Here is an 18,892-nt window from a genome sequence, read left to right on the forward strand (position 1 = left end):
CCCAGCACATCCAACCGCGCACCCTCAACCTCATCAACCACCTCAACCGAAGACAACCACGCCTGCGGATCTTCAACCATCGCCAACAACAGTCTCTGCAGGCGTTGCGCTAAATCGGAGACATCGAAATCCGAAAATGGCCGGCCAGCGCCGGCGGTAACCAGAAAAAGCTGATCCCCATCTTTGACGAAGTACAGGCCAAAGTGGTTTACCCGTCCGAAGCTTGTGTAGACGATCGATGCCGGCGCATTGCCGAAAGGCGGAACAGTTACCGACGGGATGAAGTTAACGGCAACCCTGGCCGCCCCCTGCCCCGTGCCGCGGGGGCCACTATTGTTCTCCAAGACGTGCACCGGAAATCGCTGATGCCGCAGTGCATCGCCTATTTGAGTTTCGACATGTTCACAAAAAGCGGCAACTGTCGACGACGGCAACGCCCGCAACGACAGCGACACAAACCCACTAACCATTGCGGGGAATGTCTTCGACTGCGCACCGACACGCCTGCTGACCGGGAAATCGAGCGCCACTTCCGAGCCGCCGGCACACCACTCACGCACCAAAAGCGCGCACGCCGCAGTAATCACCGATGCGCGACGAACCCCCACTACCTCGCAGAACTCGTCGACTCGATTCACCACAGCAGGATCGAACTGAATTGGCGTCGAGGCTACGTACGAATCAGGCCGGTTCGCGACTTGCGGCAACTGATAACCCGAAGCATTTTCAGCCGGAAGATTTTCGCACCAATAGGCCCGGTCTTCGAGGTATTCGCCGGACTCCTCGTAATCCGACTCATAGTCGACCAGATCCCGTAGTGAGCCAAACGCCGCGGCCGGCACCGGCTTGCCCGAGATGAGCGCAGAGTAGACCTCGGCAATCCGTTTGGTGATAAGCACGGTACCGAATCCGTCGAGAACTATATGGTGGCTGCAGATGAACAAATGGAATTCATCAGACCGCGTTTGATACAACACAAATTTGTACAGCGGGCCAGGCCACAGCGGTGTGCGTTGAATGGCCAAAGCCAACCGGTAGGCGTCGTGCACCGGGTTCTGCGAGTGCCTGAGGTCGTGACGAGCAAGCTCTAGAGACGGGTCATCAATTGCCTTTTGGAAAACCTGGCCGTCCACCTCGCAGAAGTTGACCCGCAGGGCTTCTGCCTCAACCACCACCTGGCGGATCCCCCGGTCAAGGACATCAGGATCTACGAGACCCCTGATCGGCACGAACCAGCCCACCTGCCAGTCCGTCCGCGAACCAGCCGTTTCCTGGGAAAGCCAGATATCCACCTGCCCCCGTGTCAGCGGAAGGGCATGCTCGTGAAGCTCCATGCGGCCGCTAGAACCTCACGGCCTTGCGACTCGCAAGTCGGGCTACGCGCCGGGTGGCGCAGGGCGGATAGCCCTCCCCTTCGCTGCGCAAGTCGGAGAAACAGCTGCAATTTTCGTCGCCAAAAGAACCCACCAGCCAACCTCGCCAATCGAATACCAACCTTGGCCGGCGTGCACTGGCGGCATACCTACGCTAAAGCAATAGTGGCCATCAGCAACTGTTTTTTTTGGCGTGATTATTAATGTTGCGGTTCGCGCGACGTGTGCTAGGCCGGGTGAGCGGCCGGCGCGCGGACGACCATCGGCACAGCTGGGAACGCCCATGCCATCTCCGAGCGCGACTTGCGTAGTGCGGCGGTGCCGTAACCCTTCTTGCGGTGCTCCGGGTGGATCCAGATCCGAACGTTCACCTCGCCGTGCACCAGCTCGCCGAAGACCATGCCGACCTTTTCGCCGGAGTCGATCGCGACGAACCATGCGGCCTCTTCGTCGTCGACGCGTCGCAACGCCGCGCGGATCTCGTCGTCGACGTTGCCCGCCGGCCCGCCGGATCCGTCGCCGGCGGCCTTGATCTCCTCGGTGCGCGTGACGAAGATGTCGCGGTCCTGGCCGGCCGCAAATGGCCGCAGCTCCAGCGTCTCCCCGGAACTGGCCGGACGCTCCTTGAGTGTGAAACTCAGCTGTTTGTTCAGGTCGTCGAGTTCGGCCAGGATCTTTGCCCGGGCATCTTTGGTGAGTTGGGCGAACGACATCCCCATCACCGCTTCGGCGGCGACGTGAGAGGTGCCGAGCAATGTCACGATCGCCTCGACCGCGGCCGCCCTGTTCTTGGCTTCTACGAGGGCGTCGGCAACTTCGTGCCGGCGTTCGACTCCGGCGAGCAGTGCATCTGCGATCTCGCGGCGGACGGCGGTCTGGTCGTGGTCGGTCATGGCATAAGAGTAGAGCGCGTCGCGCGTTAATGCGCTACCGGTTAGGCCAGTCTGGAACCGCTGATTTCCAGGAACCGGTGATAGCGGTCCTTGGTCGGATCCAGCCACGCCGGTTGGGGCTCCACAATGCGCTCGGTCCGCGCCCATCGTGCGGCGTCGGCGATCGTCGTCTCCAGTCCGGCCGCCATCCGGGCGAGGAAAGCCGCGCCCAGTGCAGCGCCTTCGGCCACCGCCGACACCTCCACTGGACGCCCTGTTGCGTCGGCGATGGCCTGCATCCAGGGCTGCACCCGAGTCCCACCGCCGGAGGCGACGATGCGCGCAACCGGTGCACCGCTCAACTCGATGAGTTGACGCACCACAAAGCCGGACGCCTCATACGCGGCCCGGCGCAGGGACGCCGCGTCCTGGGTGAGGTCCAAGCCGTCCAGCGCGGCGCGCCGATCGGGGTCGTGCACCGGCGTGCGTTCGCCGCGTAGGTAGGGCAGCCATACCGGTACCCGGCGCGGGTCGGCGACAGCTGGATCAGCTTGTGCGACAACGCTATCCACCCACCCGAGGAATAATCCGCCGGCATTGCTGGCGCCGCCGATCTGGCTTTTGCCGGCTGCGGTGTGCGGAATCGTCCACAGGCCCGGCATCTGGCGGGCCTGGGAGATGGTTGTCCACACGATCAACGTGGTGCCGCACAGCACCAGCACGTCGCCGTCGTGATCGGCGCCGGCCACGATCTGTTCGCACAGTGCGTCGATGGCACCGGTCGCCAGCACGGCCTGGGTCCCGTGCACCTGGCCGGCCGGCGCGCCGAACGTCTCCACCCGCGGCATGCGGTCGACGGTCACGCCGCAGTCGGCACAGGCGGCCGGATTCCAGCCGGTGCCATCGAAAAGCGGAAGGCTCGTTATCGCGGTGGCGAAGTCGATCACCGCCTCACCCGCCAGCGCGTAGTTTGTCACCGCCGGGGCGGGCCAGTATCCGGCCGCGTCCGGCGCCTCGGCGGCAGTCCAGCGCAGAAACTCCGCGGCCTCGCCCACCGACGGCAACGGCTGCGCTTGCGCACCGGGCACCCGGCCCCGGCTATCGCCGTACAGCAGGCCCGGTGTGAGCGGCCGGCCGGAGGAATCGACGGCGGTCATCGACGGCACCATCGCCGAAACTGCCACCGCCTTGGCGTCCGGCCGGGCCAGCTGGTCCAGGGCCGCCACCGGGCCCCGCCGCCACGCCTCGTCGGCGTCGTGCTCCAACAGGTCGGGGGCCGGCACCCGCAATTGATGCGGTATCCGGACCCGCGCCGCCACGTTGCCGTCCTCGTCGGCGGCGACCGCTTTGACCGCGGTAGTGCCGACGTCGATCCCGATTGTGACGTCCACGCGTGACACGGGCGCCACGGTACGCCAGCATTGGGTCTCGTGACGTCTCGACCGCGCGCCCTGGTGACCGCCCCCTTGCGTGGACCGGGGTTCGCCAAACTTCGGCGGCTAGCCGATGTGGTCTACGACCCCTGGATAGATCAGACTCCGCTGCGGATCTACAGCGCCGAGCAGCTGGCCGAACGGTTAGCCGCCGAGTCCGCCGATGTGGTTGTGGTGGAAAGCGATTCGGTAACGGGACCGGTGTTCGAGCTGGGCCTGTGCGCGATCGCCTCGACACGTGGGGACCCAAACAACGTCGACGTCGCGGGGGCCACCGCGGCCGGCATTCCGGTGCTCAACACTCCGGCACGCAACGCCGACGCCGTGGCCGAAATGACGGTGGCCCTGCTCCTGGCCACCACCCGCCACCTGTTGACCGCGGATGCGGATGTGCGCTCCGGCAACATGTTTCGCGATGGCTCCATCCCGTATCAGCGGTTCCGCGGCTGGGAGATCGCCGGCCTGACGGCAGGCCTGGTGGGACTCGGCGCCGTCGGACGTGCCACGCGATGGCGGCTGGCCGGGCTGGGCATGCGGGTCATCGCCCACGACCCGTACAACGACGACGCCCGGCACGGCCTGGACGAGCTACTGGCCGAAGCTGACGTGGTGTCGCTGCACGCACCGGTCACCGACGGCACTGCGGGGATGATCGGCGCCGCACAGTTCGCTGCCATGCGCGACGGGGTCGTGTTCCTCAACACCGCTCGCGCCCAACTGCACGACACGGATGCTTTGGTCGACGCGCTGCGTTCCGGCAAGGTGGCCGCCGCCGGCCTGGACCACTTCGCCGGCGAATGGTTACCGACCGACCATCCGCTGACCGGCCTGCCCAACGTCGTGCTGACCCCGCACATCGGCGGGGCCACGTGGAACACCGAGGCGCGGCAGGCGCAAATGGTGGCCGACGACCTGGACGCGCTGCTATCCGGCAGCACGCCAGCCAATATCGTCAACCCGGAGGTGCTGGGCCCATGAAATCCGTCGACAATGCCGAAGCCGCGGTGCTGGCGGCGGCCAAGGCCATGCTGCGCCGCGGCCTGGTCGAGGGAACGGCGGGCAACATCTCCGCCCGTCGCTCCGACGGCAACCTGGTCATCACGCCGTCATCGGTCGACTACGCCGACATGGTGCTCGAAGACCTGGTGCTGGTGGACCCGGAAGGTGCTGTGCTGCAGGCCGGAGAGGGCCGCCGGCCATCGACGGAAATGCAGTTGCACCTGGCCTGTTACCACGCGTTCGACGACATCGGCAGCGTCATTCACAGCCACCCGGTGTGGGCCACCATGTTCGCCGTCGCACACCAGCCCATTCCGGCGTGCATCGACGAGTTCGCGGTGTACTGCGGCGGGGATGTGCGTTGCGCCGAATACGCCGCCTCCGGCACACCCGAGGTGGGAACCAACGCGGTCAAAGCCCTGGAAGGCCGCGGCGCCGCCCTGATCGCCAACCATGGTTTGGTGGCCGTCGGACCGCGGCCCGACAAGGTGCTGCACATCACCGCCCTGGTCGAGCGGACGGCCCAAATCGTTTGGGGCACACGCTCTCTCGGTGGCCCGGTGCCAGTGCCCGAGGATGTCAACCGGAACTTCGCCGGCGTGTATACCTATTTGCGCGGGCTGTGATGACACGGCTTGCGCTGGGCCGCGCCAGCGTGACGCGAGTGGTTGAGCTTCGATTCGACTTGGGCACAAGCGTTTTCCCAAAAACGCCGCAATCGGGATGGCGGGACAATGCCGACCTGCTGGTGCCCGACTTCTTCAGCCCGGAGACCGATGAGTGGCACATCGCGGTCCAAAGCTGGGTCATCGAGGTCGACGGGCTCACCGTCGTCGTCGACACCGGCGTCGGCAACGACCGGCCCCGTCCGCACCTGCCACCGCTGGATCACCTCAACACCGGCTTCCTCTCCGCCTTGCAGGCGGCGGGCGTCGACCGCAATGCCGTCGACGTGGTGGTCAACACCCATGTCCACTCCGATCATGTCGGGTGGAACACCATGCTGGTCCACGACAGCTGGGTTCCGACGTTCCCCAACGCGCGATACCTGTTGACTGCCGCCGACTTTCGCCATTTTGCCCCGGACGGGCCCGCGACCGGCGATGACCACTTGGCGTTCGCCGACAGCGTCGCCCCCGTCGCGGACGCCGGACAGCTCATCCAGTGGTCGGACGACTACCAGATCAGCCCGTCGCTGCGACTGCGGCCAGCCGCCGGGCACACACCGGGTTCCTCGGTGCTGTGGCTGGATGCGGGCCGGCCGGCGGTCTTCGTCGGCGATCTCACCCACAGCCCGCTGCAGCTGCGCTTACCCGAACACCCCTGCGCATTCGACGTGGATGCCGACGCGGCCGCCCTCACCCGCCGCCGGATACTCACCGAGGCCGCAATGGCCGGCGCCGCGGTGATACCCGCGCACTATCCCGGCCGCGGCGGCGCAACCCTGCGCGCCGTCGCCGACCGGTTCGACGTCGACCGCTGGCTGGATTTCGAGCCCCTCTAACGCGGGCGACCGCGCCACCGCCGAGGGGAGGTGCCGTGCATCCGGCCGAACAGTCGGCTGAAGTACCCGGGGTCCGGCATTCCGACGCGTCTGGCGACCTCGGCGACCGAAAGATCCGTTTCGGCCAGCAGGTCACGCGCTTCGGCCATGCGGCGCTCGATGATCCACTGTTGGACGGTTCGCCCGGTACGCCGCCGCACGACGGTGGTCAGGTGTCCCGACGTCATACCGACTTCCCGGGCAACGCCGCTCAGCGACAAGGGCTCGCCATGCCGCTGGTCGATCACCGCGAATACCTCGGCAAGTAGCGGCTCCCCACTACTGCGCAGGTCGGCCACCACGTCGCCGGCGAGCCGCGCCAGGTCGATCAGCAGCAAGGTGAGGTGCGCCAGGACGGCCTGCCGATAGCCGTCCTGGGCCGCAGTCAACTCGGACTCGATGGATCGAATTGCGGTGTCCCATAAAGATTGTCGCGACGCCGGCACCTCCAGGCGCAGCACTCCACCCGCGCTGCCATGCAGAAACGGGAACAGCAACGGATGCGACCGCCATGCCGGCCACGGCGATCGCGCGTCTTCACCGAGCGCGGCGGGATCGAAAAGCACCGCCACCCCGCCGCCAACCGGGCCGATCTGGCCGGGATCGAGCACCTGGCCCGCGGCAGCCACATACGCCACACCGGCGACGGTGTCGTACCAGAGCGCCGGGAAGTCATGAATATGGCGATGCAGCTGCACCGGGTCGTTACTTCGGATCACCGTCACCGGGGGCGTCGCCGGATCGGTTCGATACTGGTAAACCGGCACGCCGTCGTGGTGGCGGATCAACCGAGCGGCATGCGTCATGTTGCCAAAGATAATCCTATTTTCGGCGAGGATCACCCAATTGCGCTGGCGTACTCCGGCTCACTATGAACTTTGTGACCAAACATCATCCACATGACTACCTTCCGGCCACCCGCCACGACGCACTCCTGCCCTGCTATGACCCGCTCGCCCGCCTGCTGGGACTCAACCGGGTGTACAAAAGACTGGTCGCGCAGGCCGAAGTAACTGCCGGGCATCGGGTCCTGGAAATCGGCTGTGGCACTGGGAATCTCACCATCTTGCTCAAGCGCGAACAGCCCTCGGCCGAGGTCATCGGTTGCGATCCTGACCCTCGGGTGCTGCGCCGTGCGCAGCGGAAGGCAGGGCGATTGTCCGGCATCCGGTTCGAGCAGGCGTACGCCCAGCGACTCCCCTACGCCGACGCCGAGTTCGATCGGGTGCTGTCGTCAATGATGCTGCACCACATCTACTCCGAAGCGAAACCCGCTGCGGTCGCCGAAATCCACCGGGTGCTGCGCCCCGGCGGCAGCCTGCACCTGGTCGATATTCACGGCGACGGGATCCCCGAGCTGTTGCGCGCCGCGGGTTTCGACTGCACCGAAATCAGCACCTATCCACACCGGGTGCTGGGCCGGCTCGTCTTCTACCGGGCCACCCGCTGATCGATGGCCACCTTGACCGCCCCGCTTTCGCCCTGGGTGGCGATCGCATAGAAGGCATCGCGCCACTGGTCCAGACCGAAGGTGTGAGTAAGCATGGGGCGCAGGTCAATCCGGCCCGCCTCGACGAGATCGAGGTAGTGCGCGATGGCGTGCTTGCGCTGTCCGCCGACCTCCTCGATCCCGAAGGCGTTGGAACCGACCCAGCTGATCTCCTTGAAGTACAGCGGACTCCACTCCCAGCGGCCGGGCGCATGCACACCGGCCTTGACCAGCGTCCCGCGCGCGACCAGCACGCGGACCCCGACTTCGAACGTCTCCGGCTTTCCTACGGTGTCGTAGACGACGTCGACGGCGCCCGGGTAAGCCATCGGCAGGCCCAGTAACGGCTGGCGCAACCGTCCGCCGCCCCAGGCCACCAACTCCTCGATGATGGCCAGACGTGGTTCGTGCGCAAGGACTTTGGCCGCCCCGAACGCGCGGGCCAGCGCCGCTTGCGCGTCGAACCGGGCGACGACGGCCACCGCCACGTCCGGATAGAGCGCCCGCAGGATGGCTACCGCACATAGTCCGAGCGAGCCGGCCCCGTACACCAGCACCCGGCCGGAGCGCGGCGGCGGGTGGCGGGTGATCGCGTGCAGCGATACCGAAAACGGATCGGCGAACACCGCCGCCTCGTCGGGCACCGAGTCCGGGACCGCGAACAGCATGCTGTCGTGAGCCGGCATCAACTCGGCGTACCCACCGGTCACATCTGCTGAGACGCCGGTGTGTATCCCGGGCTTGATGTCGCCGTCGGTGAAGCTCCAGCACAGGCTGTAGTCGCCGCTCTGGCACGCGGGGCACGTCGGCTCGATGCCGCGCGGGGCGCACGACAGCCATGGGTTGAGCACGACCCGCTGCCCCACCTCCAGTCCGCAGGCCTTGGGACCCAGCTCGACCACGTCGGCCACCACCTCGTGGCCCATGACTTGCGGGAAGGAGCAGAACGCCGCCATCGCGTTGTCGGCATCATCGGCACCGAAGTCCATCAGTATCTGTTTGGAGTCCGACCCGCAGATTCCGGTTAGCCGAGGGCGGGTGACGACCCAATCCTGATGTGGCAGTGCAGGTTCGGGCATTTGCCGCAGCGCCGTCGGAGTATGGGCCAAGTTCGCGGCCAATTGGTTGGCTGTCTGCGCAACCTCGAAGGGCTCCGGCGCCACGCCATACACCAGAGCTTTCATTGCGGCGCCATTCCGGCCGCGCCGGCGATGAACGCATCGAGGTCGGCGTTCTTGGCGTCGACGACCGGTTTGAGGTCGGGCAGGTAATGCTCGAAGCGGTCACTGCCCATGGCCGCAACGATGCCCTCGGCCACTTCCTCGGGCGCGATCTTGGGCCCCCGGTAGACGGGTTCGTCATTCTCCGGCCGATCCCAGATCTCGGTTTCCACCGGACCCGGCTGGATCAACTTCACCGCGACTCCGGTACCGGCCAAATCTACGGCCAGCGCCTCGCTCCACCCGCAGAGGGCGAATTTGCTTGCGCAGTATGCGGATTCGTGGATGATGGCGAACCGGCCGGCCAGACTGGAGACGTTGACGATCAGCCCCGATCCGCGCGCCACCATCCGAGGCAGCAACGCCAGGGTCAGCCGCATCGGAGCGAAGAAGTTGACCCGCATGACCGTCTCCACGTCGTCGGGCTTGAGCGCGGTGACGCGCCGGCGTTTCGGCGTCGCGGCGTTGTTCACCAACGCGTCGATGCCACCCAAACCGTGCCAGGCCTGCAGCGCGAGCGGGCCGACGGCGGCCGAGTCGTCCAGGTCGGCGACCCACATCGCCGAGTTCGGCGACACCTTCCGGCAGTCGGCCAGGACCTCTGCCAACCGATCCCGCCGACGCGCAATCAGCCCCACCACCGCACCCTCGGCGGCCAGCCTCCGGGCCAGCGCCGCCCCGATCCCCGACGAGGCGCCGGTGACGAGTATCCGCTTGCCGGCCGTTTCGAACGACATCGCTCAAGGTTGCCGCGAAGCGGTCCAGTTGGGAAGCCCCACGCGACGAAGTTTGTTATATTGGCTAAATATCAACTTCGGGCATTCTCTTCTGAATGGGGCAATACATGACGGCAACGGGTTCGGCCAGATTTGAAGGCGACACCTGGGACCTGGCATCCAGCGTCGGGGTGACTGCGACCATGGTGGCCGCGGCGCGCGCGATGGCCACTCGCGCGGACAAGCCCCTCATCAACGATCCGTTCGCCGAGCCGCTGGTGCGCGGTGTCGGCGTGGAGCTGCTCACCCGGCTGGCGGCCGGGGAACTCAATCCGACCGACCTCGATGACGACCCGGACCGTCCGATCAGGTCGATTGCCGAAGTGGCCGACAACATTTCGGTCCGTACCAAGTTCTTCGACGACTTCTTCTTGGATGCGACGCGGGCGGGTATCAAGCAGGCGGTGATCCTGGCGTCGTGCCTGGATGCCCGCGCCTACCGGCTGGAATGGCCCACTGGGACTGTGGTGTACGAAATCGACCAGCCGCAAGTGATCGAGTTCAAATCCCGGACGCTTGCCGAGCTTGGCGCGGCTCCCACCGCGGACCGGCGCGCGGTGGCCATCGACCTACGCGAAGACTGGCCGGCCGCATTGCGCGCGGCGGGCTTCGACCCGGCCCAGCCCACCGCCTGGAGCGCCGAAGGCCTGCTCGGATATCTGCCGCCCGAAGCACAGGATCGCCTGCTGGATACTGTTACCGAGCTCAGCGCGCCCGGCAGCCGCGTGGCCACTGAAAGCATGGCCAGCGTCGGCGACGAGAACCGGATCAGAGAACGCATGCAGAACATGTCCGACCGGTGGCGCGCACACGGCTTCGACGTCGACATGACCGGACTGCTCTACTTCGGTCAGCGCAACGAGGCCGCCGCCTACCTGTCCGACCACGGCTGGTTGACCACCAGCATCTCCCTGCACGAGCTGCGTGCGGCCAACAACCTTCCCCCCCTTCACGACGAGGACATGTCGTCGGGTGAAATGCTCTACATCAGCGGCACGCTGTACCAGACCCCGAGCTAGGCCCGAGATAGGACTGACATGCCACGCACTCACGACGATCACTGGGATCTTGCGTCCAGCGTCGGCGCCACCGCGACCATGGTCGCGACCGGTCGTGCGATGGCCACGCGCGATCCGCGCGGCCTGATCAACGATCCGTTCGCCGAACCGCTGGTGCGTGCCGTCGGCATCGATTTCTTCAGCAAGATGATCGACGGCGAGCTCGATTTCGATGCGGTCGAAGAGGATTCAAAAGTCCGCGTGCAGGCGATGATCGACGGGATGGCGGTGCGCACCAAGTTCTACGACGAGTACTTCGTCAAAGCGACGGCGGGCGGCATCCGGCAGGCGGTGATTTTGGCGTCCGGGCTGGACGCGCGCGCCTACCGACTGCCCTGGCCGGCCGGGACGGTGGTGTATGAACTCGACCAGCCACGGGTGATCGAATTCAAGACGACGACGTTGGCCGACATCGGTGCCGAGCCGACCGCGACCCGCCGCGCCATCCCCATCGATCTGCGCGGCGACTGGCCCGCGGCACTGCAAGCGGCGGGCCTGGACCCCGCGGCGCCGACGGCGTGGCTGGCCGAAGGACTGCTGATCTACCTGCCGCCGGATGCCCAGGACCGGCTGTTCGACAACATCACCGCGCTGAGTGCACCGGGCAGCACGGTTGGCACCGAATTCGTCCCTGGCATAGTCGACTTCGATGTGGATCGGGCCCGGGAAATGGCCGGGCGGTTTCGCGAGCACGGAGTCGATATCGACATGGGATCGCTGGTCTACACCGGCGAACGCAACCACGTCATCGACTACCTGCGGGCCAAGGGCTGGGAAGCCGACGGTGTGACCAGAACCGAACTGTACCGGCGCAACGGCATAACCGTGCGCCCGCTCGAAGAGGACGACCCACTGGGTGAAATCATCTTCATCAGCGGTGAGCTGCCCGGTTAACAGCCGGCTAGAAGCGCGACTCCCCCAGCCACACCGCGCTTGCCCCACGAGTGAGCAACGCGCCCAACGCCTCCGGTATCCACGCCGCCGCCGGTTGCGACGACGTGCGCGGCCGGAGCATGTCCAGCAGTGAAGAACCCGGATAGCTGACCAGGCGGACGTCGGTGTCCTCGTCGAACCCGGCGAGTACTTTCGCCCGGCGCACCGCGGTTTCCAGCCCACCCAATTCGTCGACCAGACCACGTTCCAGGGCGTCCGCGCCAGTCCAAACCCGGCCTCGCGCAACGACATCCACCGCTTCGGTGCTGAGGTTGCGGCCCTGTGCGACGCGCTCCACGAAGTCGGTGTAGTACAGGTCGGCTTCGGCCTCACGGTGTGCCTGTTGCTCGGGGGTGAAGGGCGCGTCGATCGACCAGGCATCGGCATTTGCGTTGGTGCGCACCGTATCCGAGCGCACACCGAGCCGGTCCTTGAGGTCGCGCACCACCAGCTTTCCGGTGAGCACGCCGATGGAACCGGTGATCGTGGCGGGATTGGCCACGATCGCGTCGGCGCCCATCGAAACGTAGTAGCCGCCGGACGCGGCGACAGAACCCATCGACGCCACTACCGGCTTGCCGCGCTCGCGTGCCCGCTTCACCTCACGCCAAATGGTTTCCGACGCGGTGACCGAACCGCCCGGACTGTCGACCCGCAGCACGATCGCCGACACCGAATCGTTGGCGGCCACCTCCCGCAACGCCGCCGCGACGGTGTCGCCGCCGGCGTTGGAGGGACCGAACGGCAGAAACTGCGGTCCTCCGCGTCCGCTCACGATGGTGCCCTCAAGGGTGACGACGGCGATGGTGGGCTTGGCCCGCCGGCCCGGAATCGAGGGCACCGGCGGGGCCAGCCGGGACCGGGCCGAACTGGCGTAGCGCGCCAGGTACATTCGCGGCGGCTTCTCGTCGGTGTCGTCGGACTCGCCTGAATCATCGTGCACACCAACCAGTTCCGCGATACGCGCGTAGGCTTCATCGCGGAATCCGATCCGGTCGACCAGGCCGGAGGACACCGCGTCGTCGCGCAACAGCGGGGCCCGGTCGGCCAGTTCGTCCAGCGCGGCCCGGTCGATATTGCGGGATTCGGCGACCGCCTGCCACACCTGGTCTTGCAGGCTTTCCAGCATCCGGGTGACGGCCTCGCGGTGGGCCTCGGTAAACCCGTCCTCGGTGAAAAGGTTTGCCGCTGACTTGTATTCGCCGCGCGCCACGAACTGGGCTTCGATGCCGGCCTTTTCCAGCGCATCGCGCAGGAACATGGCGTTGCTTGCGAAGCCGATCAGTCCGAGGGTTCCCGACGGCTGCATCCAGACCTCACCGAACGCCGAGGCCAGGTAGTAGGCCAGGGTGCCCGGGTAGGTTTCGGCCCAGGCCAGTGACGGCTTGACCGCGCTGAACGCCGCGATCGCGGCGCGCAGTTCCTGCACGGCTCCGGGCGGCGAGGGGGCGAGCTGGACTCGGGCGATCAAGCCGACGACCCGGGGATCCTCGGCGGCACGGTGGATCGCGGTGACGGCGTCGCGCAGCGCCATCGGCCGCCCGGCTCCGGTGACGATCGCCAGTGGGTCGAAGCCCGTCGTCTCCGCCGGCGTGCTGCGCAGGCTCAATTCGAGTACGCAACCGTTGGGCACGCCGTGGTGGCGGGCGGTATCAACCCTGTTGACCAGGGCCCGCACCTCGTCGACACCGGGCAGGGAAGGCAGAAAGGCGAACATCTCTGCAGCGTACCGACCGGCCTGGCAAACCAGCCCGTACGGTGGTGAAGTGAGGTTTTCGATCGCCATTCCCCAACTCGATTCCGACGGCTTCGACGGTGCCGGGTTGCGCTCCTACCTCGCGCGGGCCGACGAACTCGGTTTCGAGGGCGGCTGGGTGCTCGAACAGATCATCGGCGACGCGCCGCTGTTGGCGCCTTTAGAGCTGCTGGCCTATGCGGCGGCGTGCACGCAGCGGCTGCGTCTCGGCGTCGCCGTACTGGTGACCTCGTTGCATGATCCGTTGCAGCTGGCCTCGGCGGCCACGGCCGTCGACCGGCTCAGCCACGGCAGGCTCGACATCGGCATCGCCCCCGGCGGCGGGTTTCGCAGATTCGAGGCCTTCGGCGTGGAAAAGGCCACGCACATAAGCTATTTCACCGAGGGCTTGCAATTGATGAAGGCGGCCTGGTCCGACGAACCCAGGGTGAAGTTCCATGGCCGGTTCCGCAACGTCGACGATCTGCCGATTCAGCCCAAGCCGGTGCAGCGACCGCATCCGCCGATCTGGTTCGGCGGCTCGGCACCCAAGGCCCTGGCCCGGGCGGTACGCCACGGTGACGCGTTCCTCGGCGCCGGTTCGTCGACCACGAGCGCCTTCGCCGACGCCGTCGCGGTCGTGCGCGCCGAACTCGCCGAACAGGGCAAGGACCCGACACAATTCACCATCGGCAAACGGGTCTATTTGATGATCGACGGCAATACCGACCGGGCCCGCGAGCGGGTGCTGGCCGGACTGCGCCGCATCTACGGCAAGATGGCCGGCATCGATGCGGTGCCGGTGTCGGGAACACCCGACGACGTGGTCCGCGGGCTACGCGAAGTGATCGACGCCGGCGCCGAGATGCTGTTGCTCAACCCCGTCGGTCCTGATGTCGAACAGAACCGCGAGCAGATGGAACGCCTTGCCGCAGAGGTGATTCCGCGGCTCGGGTAATGGGCTCGGCTAGTGGACTCGGCTCAGAGCTCGGTGGCCGAGCCGCCGGCGGCGGTGATCTTCTCCCGGGCGCTGCCGCTGAACTTGTGTGCGGTCAGGTCCACCTTCACGGTCAGCTTGCCGTCGCCGAGGACCTTGACCAGAGCGTTCTTGCGAACGGCGCCCTTGGCCACCAATTCGTCCACTCCGACGGAACCGCCCTGCGGGAACAGCCGGTTGATGTCACCGACGTTGACGACCTCGTATTCGGTGCGGAACCGGTTACGGAAGCCCTTGAGCTTGGGCAGCCGCATGTGGATGGGCATCTGCCCGCCCTCGAAGGTCGCCGGCACGTTCTTGCGGGCTTTGGTGCCCTTGGTGCCGCGGCCGGCCGTCTTGCCCTTGGAACCCTCACCGCGACCGACTCGCGTGCGTGGGGTTTTCGACCCCGGCGCAGGCCGCAGGTCGTGCAGCTTGATGGTCACTTAGCCTCCTCCACCTCGACCAGGTGGCTCACCACTGCGATCAGCCCACGCGTTTGGGGGTTGTCCTCGCGGATCACCGAGTGGCGAATCCGCCGCAGGCCCAGCGTGCGCAGGCTCTCGCGCTGCTTCCAGCGCGCCCCGATGGTGCTGCGCACCTGAGTGATCTTCAGCTTTGCGTCGCTCATGGTTGTGCCCCTGGAGTTTGCGCCTCGCGGGCGGCCGCGCTGGCCAGCGCGTCACTTTCGCGCCGGGCTTTGAGCATTCCGGCCGGAGCGACGTCCTCGATCGGGAGACCACGCCGGGCGGCCACCTCTTCGGGCCGCTGCAGCAGCTTGAGGGCGGTGACGGTGGCGTGCACCACGTTGATCGCGTTGTCGCTACCGAGGGACTTGGCCAGGATGTCGTGCACCCCAGCGCATTCCAGCACCGCGCGCGCCGCACCGCCGGCGATCACACCGGTACCCGGGCTGGCCGGGCGCAACAGCACCACGCCGGCAGCCGCCTCACCCTGCACGGGGTGGGTGATGGTGCCGCCGATCAGGGGCACCCGGAAGAAGCCCTTGCGGGCCTCCTCGACGCCCTTGGCGATCGCGGCCGGAACCTCTTTGGCCTTGCCGTAGCCGACGCCGACCATGCCGTTGCCGTCACCGACGATGACCAAAGCGGTGAAGCTGAATCGCCGACCACCCTTGACCACCTTGGACACGCGGTTGATGGCGACGACCCGCTCCAAGTAGTTGCTCTTGTCGCCGTCGCGATCCCGATCACGACCGCCGCGGCCACCGCCGTCGCGTCGGCCACGGCCGTCGCGCGAGTCACGGCCGTCGCGGCTGTCTTGGGCACCCTGCCCGCCAGCCGACTGCTCCGCCATTATGCGGTCCTCCCGTTCATCAGAAACTCAATCCGTTCTCGCGCGCGGCATCGGCCAGCGCGGCGATCCGTCCGCCGTAGGTGTAGCCACCGCGGTCGAACACCACGGTGTCGATGCCGGCTGCCTTGGCCCGCTCGGCGATCAACTGTCCGACCCGCACGCTGCGGGTCTTCTTGTCCCCGTCCAGACCGCGCACGTCGGATTCGATCGACGAGGCAGCGGCCACGGTGGTGCCGTTAAGGTCGTTCACCAGTTGCACGTGAATGTGCCGCGAAGAACGGTTGACTACCAAGCGGGGACGGTCCGCGGTGCCGGCGACCTTCTTACGCAGCCGTGCGTGCCTGCGCAGCCGAGAAACCCGTCGGGTCGCGGAGACTGTTTGCGCCATGACTACTTACCTGTCTTTCCGACCTTGCGGCGGATCTGCTCGCCTTCGTAGCGAACGCCCTTGCCCTTGTACGGGTCGGGGCGGCGCAACCGGCGGATGTTCGCCGAGATCTGGCCAACCTTCTGCTTGTCGATCCCCGAGACGCTGAACTTCGTCGGCGTCTCCACCGCGAATGAGATGCCCTCGGGGGCCTCGATCACCACCGGGTGGCTGTAACCCAGCGCGAACTCCAGGTTGGAACCCTTGAGCTGCACGCGGTAACCGACGCCGTAGATCTCCATCTTGGTGGTGTACCCCTGCGTCACACCGACGACCAGGTTGGACACCAGCGTGCGGGACAGCCCGTGCAGCGAGCGGTTATGCCGCTCGTCGTCGGGCCGGGTGACCACGATCGCGCCATCGTCGTTGCGCGCCACCGTGATTGGCTCAGCGACGGTCAGGTCGAGGGTGCCCTTGGGCCCCTTGACCGAGATGTTCTGGCCCTCGATCGTTACGTCGACTCCGGCGGGAACCGGAACCGGCTGCTTACCAATGCGCGACATTATCTGTCTCCGTGTCTCTCTCCGACTACCAGACGTATGCGAGGACTTCGCCGCCCACGCCCTGTCTGGCTGCCTGACGGTCGGTGAGCAGGCCCGAAGACGTCGAAATGATCGCCACGCCAAGGCCACCGAGCACGCGCGGCAGGTTGGTGGACTTCGCGTAGACCCGCAGACCGGGCTTGGACACCCGTCGCAGACCGGCGATGCTGCGCTCGCGGCTGGGCCCGTACTTGAGTTGGACGACCAGCGACTTGCCCACCCGAGCGTCCTCGGTGTGGTAGTCGGTGATGTAGCCCTCTTTCTTGAGGATCTCGGCGATGTTGGCCTTGATCTTCGAGTGCGGCAAGCTCACTTCGTCGTGGTACGCCGAGTTGGCGTTGCGCAGACGGGTCAAGAAGTCTGCGATCGGGTCAGTCATAGTCATATGGATTAGCCCCTATGTCCCGTCACCAGCTGCTCTTCTGCACGCCGGGCAGCTCGCCCGCATGCGCCATCTCGCGCAGGCAGATCCTGCAGAGCCCGAACTTGCGGAATACCGCGCGCGGGCGCCCGCACTTGCTGCAGCGCGTGTAGCCGCGCACCGCGAACTTGGGCTTGCGTGCGGCCTTGTTGACCAGTGCCTTCTTTGCCATCTGCTCAGTTCTCCTTGAAGGGGAAGCCGAGGGCCCGCAACAGCGCTCGTCCTTCGTCGTCGTTCGTCGCCGAGGTGACGACGTTGATGTCCATGCCGCGGACCCGGTCGATCTTGTCCACGTCGATCTCGTGGAATACCGACTGCTCGGCCAGGCCGAAGGTGTAGTTGCCGACACCGTCGAACTGCTTGGGCGACAACCCGCGGAAGTCACGGATACGCGGGAGCGCGATCGAGGTGAGCCGGTCGAGGAACTCCCACATCCGGTCGCCGCGCAGGGTGACCCGGGCGCCGATCGGCATGCCTTCGCGCAGTTTGAACTGTGCGATCGACTTGCGGGCCCGGCGGATCTCCGGCCGCTGCCCGGTGATCAGCGACAGGTCGTTGACCGCGCCGTTGATCAGCTTGGCGTCGCGGGCCGCCTCGCCGACTCCCATGTTGACCACAACCTTGGTCACCGTCGGGATCTGCATGACGTTGCCGTAACCGAACTGCTTGTGCAGCGCATCGCGAATCTCGTTGCGGTAGCGCTGTTTCAGGCGCGGCTGAGTCTTTTCGGCAGTGCTCATCAGATGTCCTTGCCATTGCGCTTGGAGATGCGGACTCGCTTACCGGTCTCCTCGTCCACCCGGTAACCGATGCGGGTGGGCTTGCCGTCGGAGTCGACCACCATCACGTTGGAAACGTGGATCGGCGCCTCCTGGGTGACGATGCCGCCCGAACGTGCACCACGCTGGTTGGTCGAGATCGCGGTGTGCTTCTTGATCCGGTTGACACCCTCGACCAGTACACGGTTGCGGGTCGGGAAGGCCTGCAGCACTTTGCCTTTGGCGCCTTTGTCCTTGCCGGCAATCACCAGCACGGTGTCGCCCTTGTGGACCTTCATCTACAACACCTCCGGGGCAAGCGAGATGATCTTCATGAACTTCTTCTCCCGCAGTTCCCGGCCGACCGGCCCGAAAATGCGGGTGCCGCGCGGGTCGTTGTCGGGCTTGATGATCACCGCGGCGTTCTCGTCGAACTTGATGTAGCTGCCGTCGGGGCGGCGACGCTCCTTGACGGTGCGCACCACGACGGCCTTGACGACGTCGCCGCGCTTGACGTTGCCGCCGGGGATGGCGTCCTTGACGGTGGCGACGATGACGTCACCGATGCCGGCGTAGCGTCGCGACGAACCGCCGAGGACCCGAATGCACAAGATCTCCTTGGCGCCGGTGTTGTCGGCGACCTTCAGCCGCGATTCCTGCTGAATCACTCGATCTCCTGACCTGGTTCACGTGTGCACGGCAAAAACGAGCCCTCTGACGTGCGCGATCTTTGTCACCGAAGGGCACGCGGGGCCAGTAGCGTTCGCACGCACCAGCCGAGGTCTGCCCAAGGCAACCCCTAGAGTCTAGGGGACGGCCAGCTCAGCGCCAAATTCACGGGCGGAGCTGAGCCCGCCACTGTTTAGAAGGGTGGTGGTTCGGCGTCGGGGTTGGGTGGGGGCAGGCCGAAGTAGTTGTCGGGATCGGCGCGACCGGTGGTGCGGGCGGTGTGGTTGTCGCGGCGTTTCGGTGGCGATGCGGTAGGCGCGGTCTTGGGCGCGGGTGCGGCGGCGTTGAGGC

The 18,892-nt window shown here is 66.4% G+C and carries 24 protein-coding genes; 7 read left to right on the plus strand and 17 right to left on the minus strand.

Going from position 1 to position 18,892, the window contains the following annotated elements; translation table 11 throughout:
* The 3 genes from BST12_RS25895 to BST12_RS25905 all read right to left on the minus strand — a co-directional run.
* Positions 1 to 1,334: condensation domain-containing protein (locus BST12_RS25895; RefSeq protein WP_245850584.1), on the minus strand; the 1,334-nt coding region annotated here is incomplete at its 3' end.
* A 266-nt stretch (positions 1,335 to 1,600) separates the two neighbouring features.
* On the minus strand, positions 1,601 to 2,266 hold the full coding sequence (locus BST12_RS25900; RefSeq protein WP_083116084.1) for a GNAT family N-acetyltransferase: 666 nt from the start codon (positions 2,264 to 2,266) through the stop codon (positions 1,601 to 1,603).
* 41 nt (positions 2,267 to 2,307) lie between these two features.
* A complete protein-coding gene (locus BST12_RS25905; protein WP_083116103.1) occupies positions 2,308 to 3,645 on the minus strand; it encodes a xylulokinase in 1,338 nt (445 codons plus the stop codon).
* A gap of 30 nt (positions 3,646 to 3,675) precedes the next feature.
* Between BST12_RS25905 and BST12_RS25910 the strand changes: the two genes are divergently transcribed.
* From BST12_RS25910 to BST12_RS25920, 3 genes are read left to right on the plus strand one after another with little or no spacing between them, the layout of a single operon-like run.
* Entirely contained in the window at positions 3,676 to 4,656 is a 981-nt protein-coding gene (locus BST12_RS25910) for an NAD(P)-dependent oxidoreductase (RefSeq protein WP_083116085.1), read from the plus strand.
* Positions 4,653 to 5,303, plus strand: coding sequence for an L-fuculose-phosphate aldolase (locus tag BST12_RS25915; RefSeq protein WP_083116086.1), 651 nt, complete (start codon positions 4,653 to 4,655; stop codon positions 5,301 to 5,303). The genes BST12_RS25910 and BST12_RS25915 overlap by 4 nt, the downstream gene beginning before the upstream one ends.
* Positions 5,303 to 6,181: an MBL fold metallo-hydrolase gene (locus BST12_RS25920; RefSeq protein WP_083116087.1), complete on the plus strand. Its 879-nt coding sequence runs from the start codon at positions 5,303 to 5,305 to the stop codon at positions 6,179 to 6,181. The genes BST12_RS25915 and BST12_RS25920 overlap by 1 nt, the downstream gene beginning before the upstream one ends.
* On the opposite strand, the gene BST12_RS25925 is transcribed toward BST12_RS25920, so the two are convergent.
* Positions 6,178 to 7,026, minus strand: a complete 849-nt coding sequence (locus tag BST12_RS25925; protein ID WP_083116088.1) for a helix-turn-helix transcriptional regulator — start codon at positions 7,024 to 7,026, stop codon at positions 6,178 to 6,180. The two genes, BST12_RS25920 and BST12_RS25925, sit on opposite strands and share 4 nt — an antisense overlap.
* 74 nt (positions 7,027 to 7,100) lie before the next feature.
* On the opposite strand from BST12_RS25925, the gene BST12_RS25930 reads away from it, so the two are divergent.
* The gene (locus BST12_RS25930; protein WP_372511101.1) at positions 7,101 to 7,670 is read left to right on the plus strand and encodes a class I SAM-dependent methyltransferase; all 570 of its coding nucleotides are present in this window, start codon (positions 7,101 to 7,103) and stop codon (positions 7,668 to 7,670) included.
* Here BST12_RS25930 and BST12_RS25935 read toward each other — a convergent pair.
* Complete coding sequence (locus BST12_RS25935) at positions 7,652 to 8,893, minus strand: zinc-dependent alcohol dehydrogenase (RefSeq protein ID WP_083116090.1); 1,242 nt, start codon at positions 8,891 to 8,893, stop codon at positions 7,652 to 7,654. The genes BST12_RS25930 and BST12_RS25935 overlap by 19 nt on opposite strands.
* Positions 8,890 to 9,666 carry an SDR family NAD(P)-dependent oxidoreductase gene (locus tag BST12_RS25940; RefSeq protein WP_083116091.1) on the minus strand — a complete coding sequence of 259 codons (777 nt, stop codon included), beginning with the start codon at positions 9,664 to 9,666 and terminating at the stop codon, positions 8,890 to 8,892. Before BST12_RS25940 ends, BST12_RS25935 begins: the two co-directional genes overlap by 4 nt.
* A 107-nt stretch (positions 9,667 to 9,773) precedes the next feature.
* On the opposite strand from BST12_RS25940, the gene BST12_RS25945 reads away from it, so the two are divergent.
* Together BST12_RS25945 and BST12_RS25950 are read left to right on the plus strand one after the other, a co-directional pair.
* Positions 9,774 to 10,724: a class I SAM-dependent methyltransferase gene (locus BST12_RS25945; protein WP_083116104.1), complete on the plus strand. Its 951-nt coding sequence runs from the start codon at positions 9,774 to 9,776 to the stop codon at positions 10,722 to 10,724.
* Positions 10,725 to 10,742: 18 nt separating this feature from the next.
* Positions 10,743 to 11,657, plus strand: a complete 915-nt coding sequence (locus BST12_RS25950; protein WP_083116092.1) for a class I SAM-dependent methyltransferase — start codon at positions 10,743 to 10,745, stop codon at positions 11,655 to 11,657.
* Between the two features lie 7 nt (positions 11,658 to 11,664).
* On the opposite strand, the gene sppA is transcribed toward BST12_RS25950, so the two are convergent.
* Complete coding sequence (gene sppA, locus BST12_RS25955; RefSeq protein WP_083116093.1) at positions 11,665 to 13,413, minus strand: signal peptide peptidase SppA; 1,749 nt, start codon at positions 13,411 to 13,413, stop codon at positions 11,665 to 11,667.
* 49 nt (positions 13,414 to 13,462) lie between these two features.
* Here sppA and BST12_RS25960 point away from each other — a divergent pair, with 49 nt between their 5' ends.
* Positions 13,463 to 14,389, plus strand: coding sequence for an LLM class flavin-dependent oxidoreductase (locus tag BST12_RS25960; protein WP_083116094.1), 927 nt, complete (start codon positions 13,463 to 13,465; stop codon positions 14,387 to 14,389).
* Between the two features lie 23 nt (positions 14,390 to 14,412).
* Here the strand turns inward: BST12_RS25960 and rplO are convergent, their stop codons facing one another.
* Genes rplO through rplN form a run of 10 tightly spaced genes read right to left on the minus strand, consistent with a single transcriptional unit; the run spans position 14,413 to position 18,540 of the window.
* Entirely contained in the window at positions 14,413 to 14,853 is a 441-nt protein-coding gene (rplO, locus tag BST12_RS25965; protein WP_083116095.1) for a 50S ribosomal protein L15, read from the minus strand.
* Positions 14,850 to 15,038: a 50S ribosomal protein L30 gene (gene rpmD / locus BST12_RS25970; protein ID WP_083116096.1), complete on the minus strand. Its 189-nt coding sequence runs from the start codon at positions 15,036 to 15,038 to the stop codon at positions 14,850 to 14,852. Before rpmD ends, rplO begins: the two co-directional genes overlap by 4 nt.
* Entirely contained in the window at positions 15,035 to 15,724 is a 690-nt protein-coding gene (gene rpsE, locus BST12_RS25975; protein WP_083116097.1) for a 30S ribosomal protein S5, read from the minus strand. Before rpsE ends, rpmD begins: the two co-directional genes overlap by 4 nt.
* 19 nt (positions 15,725 to 15,743) lie before the next feature.
* Positions 15,744 to 16,112, minus strand: a complete 369-nt coding sequence (gene rplR, locus BST12_RS25980) for a 50S ribosomal protein L18 (RefSeq protein WP_083116098.1) — start codon at positions 16,110 to 16,112, stop codon at positions 15,744 to 15,746.
* A gap of 2 nt (positions 16,113 to 16,114) precedes the next feature.
* Positions 16,115 to 16,654 carry a 50S ribosomal protein L6 gene (gene rplF, locus BST12_RS25985; protein WP_083116099.1) on the minus strand — a complete coding sequence of 180 codons (540 nt, stop codon included), beginning with the start codon at positions 16,652 to 16,654 and terminating at the stop codon, positions 16,115 to 16,117.
* Between the two features lie 25 nt (positions 16,655 to 16,679).
* Positions 16,680 to 17,078 carry a 30S ribosomal protein S8 gene (gene rpsH, locus BST12_RS25990; RefSeq protein ID WP_083116100.1) on the minus strand — a complete coding sequence of 133 codons (399 nt, stop codon included), beginning with the start codon at positions 17,076 to 17,078 and terminating at the stop codon, positions 16,680 to 16,682.
* A gap of 22 nt (positions 17,079 to 17,100) precedes the next feature.
* On the minus strand, positions 17,101 to 17,286 hold the full coding sequence (locus BST12_RS25995; RefSeq protein WP_011739072.1) for a type Z 30S ribosomal protein S14: 186 nt from the start codon (positions 17,284 to 17,286) through the stop codon (positions 17,101 to 17,103).
* Between the two features lie 4 nt (positions 17,287 to 17,290).
* Positions 17,291 to 17,854, minus strand: coding sequence for a 50S ribosomal protein L5 (gene rplE / locus BST12_RS26000; protein ID WP_083116101.1), 564 nt, complete (start codon positions 17,852 to 17,854; stop codon positions 17,291 to 17,293).
* Positions 17,854 to 18,171, minus strand: a complete 318-nt coding sequence (rplX, locus tag BST12_RS26005) for a 50S ribosomal protein L24 (RefSeq protein ID WP_083116102.1) — start codon at positions 18,169 to 18,171, stop codon at positions 17,854 to 17,856. Before rplX ends, rplE begins: the two co-directional genes overlap by 1 nt.
* Positions 18,172 to 18,540 carry a 50S ribosomal protein L14 gene (gene rplN, locus BST12_RS26010; protein WP_036352708.1) on the minus strand — a complete coding sequence of 123 codons (369 nt, stop codon included), beginning with the start codon at positions 18,538 to 18,540 and terminating at the stop codon, positions 18,172 to 18,174. It lies immediately after the preceding gene.
* Positions 18,541 to 18,892: the final 352 nt, after the last annotated feature.

The sequence above is a fragment of the Mycobacterium angelicum genome, assembly GCF_002086155.1.
GTDB lineage: Bacteria > Actinomycetota > Actinomycetes > Mycobacteriales > Mycobacteriaceae > Mycobacterium > Mycobacterium angelicum.

Bases quoted from the DNA above. Each gene is read 5' to 3' on its own strand.
- BST12_RS25900 (WP_083116084.1), bottom strand. From the start codon at position 2,266: ATGACCGACCACGACCAGACCGCCGTCCGCCGCGAGATCGCAGATGCA.
- BST12_RS25915 (WP_083116086.1), top strand. From the start codon at position 4,653: ATGAAATCCGTCGACAATGCCGAAGCCGCGGTGCTGGCGGCGGCCAAG.
- BST12_RS25920 (WP_083116087.1), top strand. From the start codon at position 5,303: ATGACACGGCTTGCGCTGGGCCGCGCCAGCGTGACGCGAGTGGTTGAG.
- BST12_RS25925 (WP_083116088.1), bottom strand. From the start codon at position 7,026: ATGACGCATGCCGCTCGGTTGATCCGCCACCACGACGGCGTGCCGGTT.
- BST12_RS25935 (WP_083116090.1), bottom strand. From the start codon at position 8,893: ATGAAAGCTCTGGTGTATGGCGTGGCGCCGGAGCCCTTCGAGGTTGCG.
- BST12_RS25940 (WP_083116091.1), bottom strand. From the start codon at position 9,666: ATGTCGTTCGAAACGGCCGGCAAGCGGATACTCGTCACCGGCGCCTCG.
- BST12_RS25945 (WP_083116104.1), top strand. From the start codon at position 9,774: ATGACGGCAACGGGTTCGGCCAGATTTGAAGGCGACACCTGGGACCTG.
- BST12_RS25950 (WP_083116092.1), top strand. From the start codon at position 10,743: ATGCCACGCACTCACGACGATCACTGGGATCTTGCGTCCAGCGTCGGC.
- sppA (WP_083116093.1), bottom strand. From the start codon at position 13,413: ATGTTCGCCTTTCTGCCTTCCCTGCCCGGTGTCGACGAGGTGCGGGCC.
- rpmD (WP_083116096.1), bottom strand. From the start codon at position 15,038: ATGAGCGACGCAAAGCTGAAGATCACTCAGGTGCGCAGCACCATCGGG.
- rpsE (WP_083116097.1), bottom strand. From the start codon at position 15,724: ATGGCGGAGCAGTCGGCTGGCGGGCAGGGTGCCCAAGACAGCCGCGAC.
- rplR (WP_083116098.1), bottom strand. From the start codon at position 16,112: ATGGCGCAAACAGTCTCCGCGACCCGACGGGTTTCTCGGCTGCGCAGG.
- rplF (WP_083116099.1), bottom strand. From the start codon at position 16,654: ATGTCGCGCATTGGTAAGCAGCCGGTTCCGGTTCCCGCCGGAGTCGAC.
- rpsH (WP_083116100.1), bottom strand. From the start codon at position 17,078: ATGACTATGACTGACCCGATCGCAGACTTCTTGACCCGTCTGCGCAAC.
- BST12_RS25995 (WP_011739072.1), bottom strand. From the start codon at position 17,286: ATGGCAAAGAAGGCACTGGTCAACAAGGCCGCACGCAAGCCCAAGTTC.
- rplE (WP_083116101.1), bottom strand. From the start codon at position 17,854: ATGAGCACTGCCGAAAAGACTCAGCCGCGCCTGAAACAGCGCTACCGC.
- rplX (WP_083116102.1), bottom strand. From the start codon at position 18,171: ATGAAGGTCCACAAGGGCGACACCGTGCTGGTGATTGCCGGCAAGGAC.